Consider the following 14030-nt stretch of genomic DNA (forward strand, 5'->3'; position numbering starts at 1 on the left):
CAACAGGCCTATGTATGATCAGTTTTATGGGTTCACCGGCCGTCCGTTCCAGCTGGCGCCGGATCCCGATTTCTATTTCGAAAGCCTGACCCATCGCAAAGCCTTGTCCTATCTGGGCTATGGCCTGTCGCAGGGCGAAGGTTTCATCGTGATCACCGGCGAAGTCGGTGCGGGCAAATCGACGCTGGCGGCGCATATGGTCGCCTCGATCGACCGCGCGCGGCTGACCGTCGGGCAGATCGTGACAAGCCGGCTTGATGCCGACGAGCTGGTGCGGCTGGCCTGCCAGGCATTTGGCGTAATGACCCCGGAAGGGCGGCCGCGCGACAAGGCCGCGGCCTTGAGCGCGCTTGAACTGTTCCTGCAGGACGAGGCGCGTGCCGGACGGCGTTGCCTGCTGATCGTCGACGAGGCGCAGAACCTGTCGATCCACGCGCTGGAAGAGCTGCGCATGCTGTCGAATTTCCAGCTTGGCGCGCATCCGCTGTTGCAGACGCTGCTGCTGGGTCAGCCCGAATTCCGCATCGTGCTGAACGAGCCCGGGCTGGAACAGTTGCGTCAGCGCGTTATCGCCACGCACCATCTTGATGCCATGGAGCCCGATGAAGTGGGCCCCTATGTCGAACACCGGTTGAGCCATGTCGGCTGGACCGGCCGACCCGCGTTCGCACCCGGGGTCTATGCGCGCCTTGCGCAAGCCAGCGGCTGCGTGCCGCGCCGGATCAACCAGCTGGCCAATCGGCTGCTGCTGCTTGGCGAAGTCGAACAGGCCGAACGGTTCGATTGCGACATGCTGGACGAGGTCATCGCCGATCTGGCTGGCGATACCGAGGATGGCCTGCCGCAAAAACCTGAGTCGGCCGATTTCATCCATCCCGAACCGGCCAGGCCGGCCGCAACCCCGGTGCCCGCCGCCGACCAGGCGGCAATTCTGGCGGAGCTGGCGCGCGAATTGACCAAGCGCGACGAACAGATCGCCGAATTGCAACAGGCGGTCATGGAACTGGCCGAAATGCGCGGCGGACCAGCCACCACCGCGTCCGAGCCCGATCTGGAACCGCTGCTGGCCGGCATAGTCGACCTGACCCGGCGGATTGAAACGCTCGAAACCCGCACCACCGATCAGAACGAGGCGATCCGCCATGTGCTGACCATGCTGATCGAATGGCTGGAAGCCGAAAATGCGCATGTGCGCGCCGCCTGAGCGAGGCTGCAATGGAGGGCAACCGGCCAGTGCCGATCAACGGTCTTTCGGTCGATGTTGAAGACTGGTTCCAGGTCGGTGCGTTTGAAAACGTGATCGACCGGGGCAGCTGGGACACGCTGGAGTTGCGCGTTGAGCGCAATTGCGACGCCATTCTGGCGTTGTTTGACGAAGCCGGGGTCAAAGGCACCTTTTTCACGCTGGGCTGGGTGGCGCAGCGTTGCCCGGCGATGATACGCCGTATCGCGCAAGCAGGCCATGAAGTGGCCAGCCACGGATGGGACCACGCACGGGTATTCACCTTCGACCGCGCCGGATTTGCCGACGATCTGGCACGCGCCCGGTCGGTGCTTCAGGATATTACCGGGCAAGCCGTAACCGGTTATCGCGCACCCAGCTTTTCGATCGATGCCCGTACTCCCTGGGCGCATGCCGTCCTGGCCGAGGCCGGTTATTGCTATTCATCGAGCGTCGCACCGATTGTGCACGACCATTATGGCTGGCGCGAAGCGCCGCGTTTTGCTTTTCGCCCGGTGGCAGGCGCCGACTTCATCGAAATTCCCGTGACCACGGCCGAATGGGCCGGGCGACGCATGGCGGCGGGCGGTGGCGGCTTTTTTCGGCTTTTTCCTTATGCCGTGTCGCATTGGGCGCTGACCCGGGTCAACCGGCACGATGCGCGCCCTGCGCTGACCTATTTCCACCCCTGGGAAATCGATCCCGATCAGCCGCGCGTGGCGCAGGCGCCATTGCGGTCGCGGCTGCGTCATTACAGCCGGCTGGGTGCGATGCCGGACAAGCTGCGCCGACTGCTGCGCGATTTTGCGTGGGGCCGGATGGATGCGCTGGCCGCGGCTGAGGCGGCGCGCATGTCATGACGATGCACCGCCTGCGCACACGCGTGCGCGTGGCCACGGCTGACGATGCGGCGCGGATTGCGGCGTTTGTCGGGCGGGCCGATGATGCCACGCCGTTCCACCGGCCCGAATGGATGGGCGCGGTAACACGCGCCTGCGGGCATGAAGCGCATGTCTTGCTGGCCGAAGCGGGCGAAGCAATTGCCGCGATCCTGCCCTTGCATGCGGTGCATTCACCGCTGTTCGGACGCGCGCTGGTGTCGGCGGGTTTTGCCGTCGATGGCGGGGTCATCGGTGATCCGGCGCATGGTGCGGCGCTGGCCGAAGCGGCGACGACGCTGGCGGTGCGGCTGTCGTGCCCGACGGTTGAATTGCGCGGCGGGCCTTTGCCCGATGCGCCCGGCTGGCATGCCCGGACCGACAGCCACGCCGGGTTTGTCGCCAGCCTGGCCGGCGAAGACGAGGCGCAGCTGAACGCGATCCCGCGCAAACAACGCGCCGAAGTGCGCAAGGGGCTGAGCCGCGACATGCAGGTACGGGTCGGGCGCGATCGCAGTGACCGCGCGATGCATTACGCGGTCTATGCGCAGTCGGTGCGCAATCTGGGTACCCCGGTCTTTCCGCGCGCGCTGTTCGATGCAGTGCTCGACGGCTTTGGCGATGATGCCGATATCCTGACCGTGCTGGACCGGGACACGCCCGTTGCCTCGGTGCTCAGCCTGTATCATCGCGGCGCGGTCATGCCGTACTGGGGTGGGGGTGTTCATGCCGCGCGCGCGCTGCGCGCGAACGATGTCATGTATTACCGGTTGATGTGCCATGCGCGCGCGCGCGGTTGCGACCGTTTCGATTTCGGCCGGTCAAAGACCGACAGCGGCGCCTTTCATTTCAAACGCAACTGGGGCTTTGTGCCGCAGCCGCTGGCCTATGCGCACTGGACGGCCGATGGGCTGGCGCCGCGCGATGTCAATCCGCTAAGCCCGCGGTACCGCGCGCAGATCGCGGTGTGGCGCAAATTGCCGCTGGCGATTGCCAATCGCCTGGGGCCGCTGATCTCCAGCGGTCTGGCCTGACCTGCCATGGCCCGCCTGCCTGACCCGCACGAGGTTCTGTTTCTGGCGCATCGCGCCCCCTGGCCACCCGATCGCGGCGACCGCATCCGGTCGTGGCATCTGTTGCGCGCGCTTGCAGCGCAGGCACGGGTGCATTGCGGTTGCCTGGTCGAAGGCGCGGTCGAGCCGGGCCAGGCCGAGGCGATCGCGGCCATCACCGCCAGCCATTGTCTGGCCCGGCGTCCGTCCTCGTTGGGCTGGGCCGGCATATCGGCGCTGGTCACGGGGCGCCCGGTCAGTGTTTCAGCCTTTGCTTCGGCACACCTGGCGCGCTGGGTGCGCCAGACGCTGCTTGAACGGCCGATCGGCACGATCTTCGTGTTTTCGGGGCAGATGGCGCAATACGTGCCCGACACTTTCGCGGGCCGGGTGGTGATGGATTTCGTCGATGTCGATTCGGCCAAATTCGATGCCTATGCCGCGCAAACGCGGTTCTGGCCGTTGCGCGCGATCCATGCGCGCGAGGCACGCGTGCTGTCGGTGTTTGAACAGCGTATGGCGCATCGCGCCGACCTGTCATTGCTGGTTACCGGCGAAGAACGCGATCTGTTTGTTGCGCGTATGACCAATCCCGCAGGCGCCATGGTCGAGGCGCTGCACAACGGCATCGACGCAGATTATTTTGCGCCCCAGGCGGTTGTGCCCGAACCGGCCCTGGCGCGGGGCGGCCCCGCCATCGTGTTCACCGGACAAATGGACTATGCCCCCAACGTGGCTGCGGTACAGCTGTTTGCACAATCGGTCATGCCGGTGATCCGCGATCGCCATCCTGATGCAGCGTTTGTGATCGTGGGCCGCGCCCCCACGGCCGAGGTCCGCGCGCTCGACGGCGTGGCGGGGACGCGGGTCACCGGCGCTGTGCTCGATGTGCGCCCGTGGCTGGCCGCCGCGGACTGCGTGGTCGTGCCCCTGCAGATTGCGCGCGGGGTGCAGAACAAGGTGCTCGAGGCGATGGCGATGGCGCGGCCGATCGTGCTGACCCGTGCTGCGGCAACCGGAATTTGCGGGGCTGATGGCGTGCACTTTGCCGTGGCCGACGGCGTAGCTGCGCTGGCGTCGCGGGTGTTGGCGCTGCTCGACGACAGGGCCACCGCGCGCGCGATGGGTGCCGCGGCGCGTGCGCTGGTGTGCGAACAGGCGGGGTGGGATCAGGTGCTGGCGCCATTGCCGGCCATGATGGGTTGGGCCGATGCAGCGTGACGCGATGATTGCCGATCACGCCATGGCGCCAGGCTTGCCGGTGTACTGGCGGCGCGCTTTGATGCACCTGTTGCTCGCCTGGTGCGGCCTGATCGTGCTGTTCGCGCCCGACTGGCGCGCCATGGCGCTGCAATGGTGGGGCAGTTCGACCTACAATCATATCCTGCTGGTACCGCCGATCCTGGGCTGGCTGGTGGCGCAGCGCCGGCACGAGCTGGTGCAATTGCGACCCGTGCCGTGGTGGCCGGCGCTGGTGGCGTTTGCGGGCGCAGCGTTCCTGTGGTTGCTGGGCGATTTTGCCGGGCTGGCGGTGGCGCGGCAATTGGCGGTAGTGATCATGGCGCAGGCGTCACTGGCCGCGATCATGGGGCCGCAGGTCGTGGCGGGATTGCTGTTTCCGCTGTGCTATATGCTGTTTCTCGTGCCGATGGGGGATGAAATGATCCCCTTTCTGCAAACGCTGACCGCGCGTTTGACGATGGCGTTTCTAAGGTTGGCGCAGGTCCCGGCGACCAATGCTGGCGTGTTCATCACCACGCCTGCGGGGTATTTCGAAGTGGCCGAGGCGTGTTCGGGGGTCAAGTTCCTGATTGCCATGATCGCCTATGGCGCGCTGGTGGCCAATGTCTGTTTTCTGCGCTGGCGCCGTCGTGCCGCGTTCATGGCGGTGTCGGTGATCGTACCCGTGCTGGCCAATGGTTTGCGCGCGTTCGGCACGATCTGGATCGCCGGCTGGTACGGCCTCAGCTTCGCCAGCAGTTTTGACCATGTGTTCTATGGCTGGGTGTTCTTTGCGGTGGTCATGGCGCTGTCCATGGCAGTCGGCTGGCGGTTTTTCGATCGGCGGGTGGATCTGCCGATGATCGATCCACTGGCGATTGCCGCCGACCCACGCCTGAGTTGGCTGTCCACCTTGCAGGCATCACCGCGGATGATCCTGGCGGTGATGCTGGCGCTGGTGCTGGGCTTTCTGGGGTGGAGCCGGGCGGCGGACCTGTTGTCGGCGCCGCTGCCGCAGCGGCTGCCCGAACCACAGGTTACCGGATGGATACTGACCGGGGCCGAAGATCGCACGCCGTGGGTGCCGCTGCATGGCGGGTCGGACGGGCATCTGCGGCTGCGCTATCGCAATGCCGCCGGCGATACCGTCGATGTGGCGCTGGCGATCTATGCCAACCAGGGCGACGGGCGGGCGGCGGGCGGGTTTGGCCAGGGCGCATTGCCGTTGGGCGGGCGCTGGTCGTGGGAACGCGCCGCGCAGCCGGTGGGCGTTGCGAAAAGCGATCTGATCCAGGTGCCGGGCGATGGTCCCGATCCCGAACGGCGGCTGTGCCTGACCTGGTACCGTAGCGGATCCCTTCTTACCGGCAGCAATCTGGCGCTGCGGTTGCATGCGATGACCGATCATCTGCTGCTGCGGCGCGAAGTGACGGCCGTCCTGATCGTGTCGGCCTCAAACCGGCTCAATCGCGACCCGGCGGCTGCGGTCGGCGCGTTTCTGGCGGCCGCCGGTCCGCTTGACCGGTGGCTTGATCACGCCATTTCAAGGCAGGACTGACACCCATGTGCGGCATCGCGGGAATCTTCGATCCTCGGGCCGATGCGCCGGTCGATCCTGCGCGGATCGCTGCGATGCTGGCCGCTGCGCCGCACCGTGGCCCTGACGGGCGCGGCACCTGGACCGCACCGGGGATCGGGCTTGGCCATTTGCGGCTGGCGATCATCGATCTGGCCGGATCGCCACAGCCCATGGCATCGAGCGATGGCCAGGTCATGCTGGTGTTCAACGGCGAGATCTACAATTTCCGCGAATTGCGCCGCGAATTGCAAAACCTTGGCGCCGTGTTCCACACCGATGGCGACAGCGAGGTGATCATCGCCGCGTGGCAACGCTGGGGCGTCGATTGCCTGGCGCGGCTGCACGGCATGTTTGCCTTTGCGCTGTATGACCTTCGGCAACGCAGCCTGTTTCTGGCGCGCGACCGGCTGGGTGTGAAACCGTTGTTCATGGCCACGCTGGCCGACGGCACCACGATTTTCGGGTCCGAGCTGAAGCAGCTGCTGGCGCATTCCGGCCTGCCACGCGACATCGATCCGCTGGCGATCGAGGATTACATGGCCTGGGGCTATGTGCCCGAGGGGCGATCGATCCTGCGCGGTGTGGAAAAGCTGGCGGCCGGGCATTATCGCCTGTTGCGTCACACCGCGGCCCCTGCCGCATCGGTGCAATGGTGGGATGTCAGCTTTGCCGACCGCGCCTGTGGATCGGCCGATGCGCTGGGCGAAGAATTGCTGCATCATCTGCACGAAGCCGTAACCTCGCGCATGGCGGCAGACGTGCCGCTGGGGGCATTTCTGTCGGGCGGGGTCGACAGTTCCGCGGTGGTCGCGATCATGGCCGGGGCGAGTGCCGATCGGGTGAAAACCTGTTCGATCGGGTTCGATGTCGCCGCACTCGACGAAACCGCCTATGCCGATCGCATTGCTGCGCACTATCACACCGAACATTACCGCCGCACCGTGCGGTCGGACGATTTTGCGCAAGTGGGCCGGTTGGCCGCGATGTTCGACGAACCGTTTGCCGACGCCTCGGCATTGCCGACCTGGCGGGTGTGCCAACTGGCGCGTGACCATGTAACGGTGGCCTTGTCGGGCGATGGCGCGGACGAAGCGTTTGCCGGATATCGCCGCCTGACGTTTCACCATCGCGAAGATCAGGTGCGGTCGCGTTTGCCCGCTGTGGTGCGGCACGCGATGTTGGGCCCGCTTGGCGCGGTATGGCCCGCGCTGGGGTGGGCGCCGCGCCCCTTGCGCGCCAAGGGCACGCTGCAAAGCCTGGCGCTCGACAGCGACGCTGCGTATGCGCGGACGCTGTCGATGACCCGCAGCGAAGCGCGCGACGCGTTATATTCGCCCGCATTCCGCCGGGTGCGCGGCGATTATCGTGCCGAAACCGCGATGATCGACGTGATGCGCGGCGCGCCCGCGCGCAGTGCGCTCGATCGGGCGCAATATGCCGATCTGAAATGCTACTTGCCGGGCGACATCCTGACCAAGGTCGATCGCGCCAGCATGGCGGTCAGTCTTGAGGCGCGCGAACCGTTGCTTGATCATCGGCTGATCGAATTTGCCGCGCGCCTGCCCGAGGACCTGCGGGTCAGGGGCAGTACCGGAAAATGGCTGATGAAGCAGGTCTTGCGCCCCAGCCTGCCCGAAGACGTGCTGTTCCGCCCCAAGATGGGCTTTGTCACGCCGATTGCAACCTGGTTTCGCGGCCCCCTGGCGGCACAGGCGCGCGCCATTGCCGATGGCGGTGCGCTGGCCGAAACCGGCTGGTTTGATCCCGCGCGGATCGCGGGTCTGGTGGAAAGCCATATTGCTGGCCGCGCCGATACCAGCCGTACGCTGTGGCAATTGCTGATGCTGGAACACAGCCTGTCACGCCTGATCGGGCCCTGATTTCGGGGCGGGGGGCAGCCAATAACTTTAGTTATGTATTGACAAGCAGCAAAGGTTTGCATGGTTCATATATCGTAACCAAGGTAACAGGATGTCAACCAATTCGGACTAATCCAGTCATGATATCCCATGGCGCCAAGGACAGATGCGTAAACATTTGCGATCTCCGCTGATCATTGCTTTGCTGGCCGCACTGGCCGGTTGGGCATTGCAGGCTGCGGATCCGTTGGGGCATACCTACTGGAACGTTGTCTACAAGCTTTGGCACGATCCGGCGCCGTCATCGATTGTCGTGGTAACCGGGGTTGATGCCAACGAACTTGGTGTTGCCGGCGAAGCCCGTCTGCTCGACATCGTGCGGCAGGCAAAACCGTCGCGAATGTTTCTTGATTTCAAGCTGCAGGGTGATTCTGCCAGTGCGGGTGACGATGCCTTGCGCGCGGCGATTGCGCGGCTCAGCCGCGATACGGCCTTTGTCGTTCGATCGAACAAAAATGACCGGTTTGATGCGGCATCGTTCAACATGCCCGATCCCGGGCTGATCGGGCACCGCCCGGTGGTGCTGTCGGCCTGGTCGGTGAATTTCCTGTTTTTCGCCGAATCCAGCCCCAATGCGATTGTTCTGGGCGGCGTGCGCTATCCTGTGCTGGCAACCGTGCTTGCCGGGGGCAGGGGCGGGCTGGGTGGAACTTTTTATCCCGACTTTGCGGTTGATCCGCAGGCCATCCCGACCATTCCGGCGCGCCGCCTGTTGGACGGCCATGCGCCGCTTGGCCTGCTGACGGGCAAACAGGTGATTGTTGCGGGTTCCGCGCAAGGCACCGGTGCCGCCTATTTCGGGCACCAGGTCCCCAGTCCCTATGCGCTTGACGTGGCCGGCGCGGCATCGCTGGAACGCCCTTTTCCGATCAGCCTGACGGCCTTGCCACTGCTGGGTCTGGCCGGATTGCTGCTGTGGTGGGCGGGCCGGTCGCAACGCCCTTTGCGCAACCGGATCTATTTCGCGACGGTTGCGGCTGTGCTGGTCCTGCCGATCGGCCTGCGCATGCTGGGCATCGTCTGCTATCCGGATTCGGCGCTGTTTGCGCTGATTGTATTTAGCGGCATGCGGCTGTGGCAAGAACGTACCCGCAAAATCCAGCAGACCAGTGCGTCCGGCCTGCCCAATATGCTGGCGTTGTCGAACAATGCCTTGCCCGTGGGTTGCGACGTGGTGGTGGCAGCGGTCGCACGGTACGAAGAAATCATGGCCACGCTGCCGATCGAACTGCACGGTGAATGTGCGATCCAGATTGCCCGGCGGATCGGGGCGGGGTCGGGTGCGACCGACATCTACCATTCCGATGGCGGCCACTTTGCCTGGACCGAAGAGGCGCGCCCGCTCGACATGCAGCTGAGCCACCTCGAAGGGTTGCGTGCGCTGTTTGCCGCGCCGTTGCAGATTGGCCCCAACACGTTTGATATCAACATCCATTTCGGATTAGATCGCAACGAGGGCGTTGAAAGCGCCACGCGGGTCAATTCCGCGCTGGCCAGCGCCAACGAGGCGCTGACCAACGGTCGCGCGATCGAACTGTTCGAGGCGCATCGCCTGGCCGAGGCGCCGTGGGAACTGTCGCTGCATGCGCGCATCGACGAAGGCCTGCGCAATGGCGACATCTGGCTGGCCTATCAGGCGCAGTGGGATCTGGCGACCAACCGGATCTGCGGAGCAGAGGCGCTGATCCGCTGGAATCATCCAACACGCGGGCCGATCGCGCCCAATGCCTTTATCCTTCAGGCCGAACGCGCCGGGCGGATCGACGCGCTGACCTATTGGGTGCTCGATCAGGCCGCGGCGGCCGCGCGCACCATCAATGCCAAGGGACCGCGGTTCCAGATGAGCGTGAACCTGTCGGGGCAAATGGTCGACAAGCCCGATCTGGTGCGCACTTTTGGCGAAATCGTCGCCCGGCGTGCGGTAGATCCCGGGCTGATCACGGTGGAAGTGACCGAGACGAGCAGTCTGGGCAACCGCACCGCGGCAGTCCACAATCTGACGCAGTTGCGCCAACTGGGCTTTCGCCTGTCGATCGACGATTTCGGGACGGGCGAGGCGAGCCTGGCCTATCTTGCCGATCTGCCCAGCGACGAGCTGAAGCTTGACCGTCGGTTCGTGGCGCGGATCGTGGATAGCGATCGCGAACGCGCCATCGTTGCCAGCACGATCGGCTTGGCCCACGCGCTGGGTCAGACAGTGGTGGCCGAAGGTATCGAGGATGCCGCGACGCTGGCGTTGCTGCGCAGCATGGGTTGCGATCATGCACAGGGGTTCTTCCTGGGGCGACCAAAGCCCTTTGCCGTATTCGAGCGCGAATACGACGGTGGCGGGCTGCGCCAGTTTGGTTATGTTTAGATCTTGTTAACCATTTGAAGCAGTGATATTTACCGTTCTCCACCGTGGATGGAGGACAAAACTATGTGGAAGTTTCTTTGGGGCTGAGCCCGAACTGACTTCGTTGAATCGAAGTCTACACTTGGCGGAAATCTGCGGTTCTCTGATAGATTGAGCCAAGTGCCGCACTAAGCGGAATTCTTGAAGCCCGTGCCAAGCACGGGCTTCATTTTTTTGTTTCGCTTTCGAATCGCGGTTAACGAGTCGAAACGTTTTGCTCGCTTCGGACCATGATTTAGTTGCGTTGTGCCATTTTGGGATCGTGTTCTGCCCCAGCGGGCAGGGGGCCCGGCAATGTCAGTCAGTCTTCGCCGTGGCCCAGCGCAAGATAGTCCTGCGACTGCATTTCCATCAGCCGGCTGACCGTGCGATCAAAGGCAAAACGGCCTTCCTCGTCCCCTCCGCCATCGCGCTGGTACAAATCTTCGGGATTGGCCGCCGCGGTTGCGATCAGCTTGACCTTGTGTTCGTACAGAGCGTCGATCAGCGTGATCAAACGCATCGTCTCGTTGCGCCGCTCGGGTCCAAGCTGCGGGATCGCGACCAGGATCACCGTGTGATACTTGCGCGCGATCGCCAGATAGTCAGACGCGCCGCGCGCTTCCACACACAGCCGCTTGAAACTGAACACCGCCACGCCCTTCAGGCTTTTGGGCACATGCAGCGTGCGGCCAACCCCGACATCAAGCTCGGCCGAAGGGACATTGGCGCTGTCTTCGGGCGAAAAGTCGGTCAGGCGGAAAAACGCTTCGCGCACTTCGGCCGTTGCCGCATCGCCGATCGGCGTGTGCCAGGTGCCCAGGCCCTGCATGCGATGCATCCGGTAATCGGTCGGGCCGTTCAGGCCCAGCACATCCAGCGTTTCGCCGATCAGCGCGATAAACGGCAGGAAATGTTCGCGGTTCAACCCGTTCTTGTACAAATCCGCAGGCGCACGGTTTGACGTGGTGACAATCACCACGCCATGCCGTTCGATCAGCGCGGTGAACAGCCGGCTCATGATCATGGCGTCGGCGCTGTTGTTCACGACCATTTCGTCGAACGCCAGGACGTGCGCGGTGGCGGCAATCGCCGCGGCCACGGGCGCGATCGGATCGCCGGCTTCCTTCTTGCGCTCTTCGTGCAGGCGGGCATGCACATCCAGCATGAATTCGTGGAAATGTGCGCGACGCTTGGCGACAAGCGCCAGATTGTCGTGGAACAGGTCCATCAGCATCGATTTGCCGCGGCCCACGCTGCCCCACAGATACACACCGCGGGGCGCCGCCACTTTGCGCCCCAGCAGCCGGCCCAGCAGGCCCGTCGCGCCGGCCGGTTGTTCCAGTTCCTGTTGCAACTGGTCCAGCCGCGCGGCGGCGGCGGCCTGTTCGGGATCGGGATGCAATTCGCCGCCGGCGACGAGTTGCCGGTACCGTTCAAGCACCCGCATTCATCGCCCCGATGGTTTGCGCACAGTGCCGTTGTAGGCGGCAACCAGGTGGCCGTCCTGTTCGATCGTGCCACGAACGAACACCAGCCTTCGGGTTTCGCGCAGCACTTCGCTGATTGCATCAAGCGGCTGGCCGATCCGCCCCGCGCCGATGAACTGTGTCGACAGATCGAGCGTGACCGATCCGGCCGCATCGGCGCCCAGGATCAGGCGGATGCCCGAAAACAGCGAAATGTCGATCAGCGCCAGTGTTACCCCGCCGTGCACGGCATCGAGCAGGTTGCTGTGTCGCCGTCCGGGAAACATGCGCAGACGCACCGCCGGCTTGCCGCCGGGCAGCGGTTCTTCGCGCACCAGCAACCGCCCCATCACTTGGGCGTTGAAGCGGGTCTGGTCGGTCAGGTCCCACGAATACCAGCCGGGATGATCCGCGGCCGGTTCGTGGACAAAGCCAATTTCGGTGCTGTTCACGGCGGTGCGGCAATCTGCGCGATCAGATCGCGCGTTCGGCCTGCATCTTCTTGATTTCGCCGATCGCGCGTGCCGGTGACAGCCCCTTGGGGCAGACATTGGCGCAATTCATGATCGTGTGGCAGCGATAAAGACGGAACGGATCTTCCAGTTCGTCAAGCCGTTCACCGGTCATTTCGTCGCGGCTGTCGGCCAGCCAGCGATAGGCCTGAAGCAAAATCGCCGGGCCCAGGAACTTGTCCGAATTCCACCAGTAGCTGGGGCACGAGGTCGAGCAGCAGGCGCACAGGATGCATTCGTACAGCCCGTCCAGCTTTTCGCGCTGTTCGGGGCTTTGCAGCCGCTCTTTGCCCGAGGGTGTGGGCGAAACGGTCTGAAGCCACGGACGGATCGAGGCATATTGCGCATAGAAATGGGTGAAATCGGGCACCAGGTCCTTGATCACTTCCATATGGGGCAGCGGCGTGATCCGCACTTCGCCCTTCAGGTCTTCGATCGCGGTGGTGCAGGCCAGGCCATTGCGGCCGTTGATGTTCATGGCGCACGACCCGCAGATGCCTTCGCGGCACGACCGGCGGAATGTCAGGCTGGGGTCCTGGTCCGACTTCATCTTGATCAGCGCGTCGAGCACCATCGGACCGCACTGGTCGAGATCGATCTCGAACGTGTCATAGCGCGGGTTCTGCCCGCTGTCGGGGTCATAGCGATAGACCTTGAACTTCCGCACCCGGACCTGGGTAGCCGCCGCGTGATGGCGCGACTTGCCCGTTACCGTGGAATTCTTCGGAAGACTGAAAGTCGCCATGACCAAACCCTTGTTCGACGCGGCGCCTGGGGCCCACCCCGACAGGGGCGGTCGGTGGCACACGCACCATCCGATAAACCAGCATTCGCGTGTGCGAAAAACCCGGCCAAGCCGGTCGTGTTCTCGCGCCTGCGAACGTTCGAATCGTCCTTAGCGCAACCAACGCAAGGGGCAAGTGCCTGATCGTGTGATCGGGCATTGTCCCTTCGCGGGATCGACTAAAGGCTGGGCGCAGCCCAGCGGATTTCGCGCAGATAGGGGGTGTCATCGCGCGCCGCAGCCATTGCCGCCGGATCGAGCGTGGCAAACAGCAGCGCGTCGTCATGTTCGGCGCGCGCGCGGACTATGCCGTCGGGCCCGACAATCGCCGACTTGCCATCAAAGCGATAGCCATGTTCGCTGCCCGACCGGTTGGCGAAGGCCAGCCACACCCCGTTTTCCAGGGCACGCACCCGTATTACCGCCTCGGCGACCAGCGGAAATTCCTGGCCGCAGGCGGTTGGCGCCAGCACCAGATCGGCGCCGCGCCGCGCCAGATCGCGCACGGTTTCGGGAAATTCGGTGTCATAACAGATCGAAAATCCGATCCGCCAGCCGCGAAAGCGCGCGATGTCGCTGGGCGTGTCGCCTGCAGCAAACAGCGTGCGCTCGTAATCGCCCCAAAGATTGACCTTGCGATAGGACAGCAGAGCCGACCCATCTGCATCGAACAGGCGCACGGAGTTGTAACGCATGCTGCCGTGCAGTTCGGGATATCCCAGTGCAATGGCCAGCCCATGGGTTTGCGCCAGCGCGGCAATCCGTGTCTGCCACGGGCCATCGGCAGACTCGCTGGCGCCGATCACGGCGTCGGCATCAAAATAACCGCTGGTCCACAGTTCGGGCAGCACCAGCAGATCGACCTGGGCCAGCGCCCCGCTGTCGAGCAGCACCGACAGCCGTTCGACCATGGCATCGGCCTGGCCGCACAGGCCGGGTTGCTGCCACAGGGCAATGCGTAGTGGGGACGTTGGCGCGGTCATCGTTCAGACGCTGCCCCCGTTGTCTGACCCAAAGGTG

11 protein-coding genes are annotated in these 14030 nt (G+C 64.3%); 7 read left to right on the forward strand and 4 right to left on the reverse strand.

Annotated elements, in window-relative coordinates; all coding sequences use genetic code 11:
• Nucleotides 1-10 precede the first annotated feature (10 nt).
• The 7 genes from G404_RS0101130 (at nt 11) to G404_RS20805 (ending at nt 10227) form a co-directional block, all read left to right on the forward strand.
• Complete coding sequence (locus G404_RS0101130; protein WP_028639448.1) at nt 11-1204, forward strand: XrtA/PEP-CTERM system-associated ATPase; 1194 nt, start codon at nt 11-13, stop codon at nt 1202-1204.
• An 11-nt stretch (nt 1205-1215) separates the two neighbouring features.
• A complete protein-coding gene (locus G404_RS0101135; RefSeq protein WP_028639449.1) occupies nt 1216-2082 on the forward strand; it encodes an XrtA system polysaccharide deacetylase in 867 nt (288 codons plus the stop codon).
• Nucleotides 2079-3134: a FemAB family XrtA/PEP-CTERM system-associated protein gene (locus tag G404_RS0101140; protein WP_028639450.1), complete on the forward strand. Its 1056-nt coding sequence runs from the start codon at nt 2079-2081 to the stop codon at nt 3132-3134. The genes G404_RS0101135 and G404_RS0101140 overlap by 4 nt, the downstream gene beginning before the upstream one ends.
• A 6-nt stretch (nt 3135-3140) precedes the next feature.
• The gene (locus G404_RS0101145) at nt 3141-4373 is read left to right on the forward strand and encodes a TIGR03087 family PEP-CTERM/XrtA system glycosyltransferase (protein WP_028639451.1); all 1233 of its coding nucleotides are present in this window, start codon (nt 3141-3143) and stop codon (nt 4371-4373) included.
• Nucleotides 4363-5931 carry an exosortase A gene (gene xrtA / locus G404_RS0101150; RefSeq protein WP_028639452.1) on the forward strand — a complete coding sequence of 523 codons (1569 nt, stop codon included), beginning with the start codon at nt 4363-4365 and terminating at the stop codon, nt 5929-5931. Before G404_RS0101145 ends, xrtA begins: the two co-directional genes overlap by 11 nt.
• Before the next feature lie 5 nt (nt 5932-5936).
• Nucleotides 5937-7832 (forward strand): XrtA/PEP-CTERM system amidotransferase, encoded by a 1896-nt coding sequence (locus tag G404_RS0101155; protein WP_028639453.1) that lies wholly within the window; start codon nt 5937-5939, stop codon nt 7830-7832.
• Nucleotides 7833-7977: 145 nt separating this feature from the next.
• On the forward strand, nt 7978-10227 hold the full coding sequence (locus tag G404_RS20805) for an EAL domain-containing protein (RefSeq protein WP_245584332.1): 2250 nt from the start codon (nt 7978-7980) through the stop codon (nt 10225-10227).
• A gap of 340 nt (nt 10228-10567) precedes the next feature.
• Here the strand turns inward: G404_RS20805 and zapE are convergent, their stop codons facing one another.
• From zapE to G404_RS0101180, 4 genes are all read right to left on the reverse strand, one after another.
• Complete coding sequence (zapE, locus tag G404_RS0101165; protein WP_028639455.1) at nt 10568-11695, reverse strand: cell division protein ZapE; 1128 nt, start codon at nt 11693-11695, stop codon at nt 10568-10570.
• Entirely contained in the window at nt 11696-12166 is a 471-nt protein-coding gene (locus tag G404_RS0101170; RefSeq protein WP_028639456.1) for a PaaI family thioesterase, read from the reverse strand. It abuts the gene before it with no gap.
• A 22-nt stretch (nt 12167-12188) separates the two neighbouring features.
• On the reverse strand, nt 12189-12971 hold the full coding sequence (locus tag G404_RS0101175) for a succinate dehydrogenase iron-sulfur subunit (RefSeq protein WP_028639457.1): 783 nt from the start codon (nt 12969-12971) through the stop codon (nt 12189-12191).
• Between the two features lie 218 nt (nt 12972-13189).
• Nucleotides 13190-13993, reverse strand: a complete 804-nt coding sequence (locus G404_RS0101180) for a carbon-nitrogen hydrolase family protein (protein WP_028639458.1) — start codon at nt 13991-13993, stop codon at nt 13190-13192.
• Between the last annotated feature and the right edge of the window lie 37 nt (nt 13994-14030).

Source organism: Novosphingobium acidiphilum DSM 19966, assembly GCF_000429005.1.
In the GTDB taxonomy this organism is placed as follows: domain Bacteria; phylum Pseudomonadota; class Alphaproteobacteria; order Sphingomonadales; family Sphingomonadaceae; genus Novosphingobium; species Novosphingobium acidiphilum.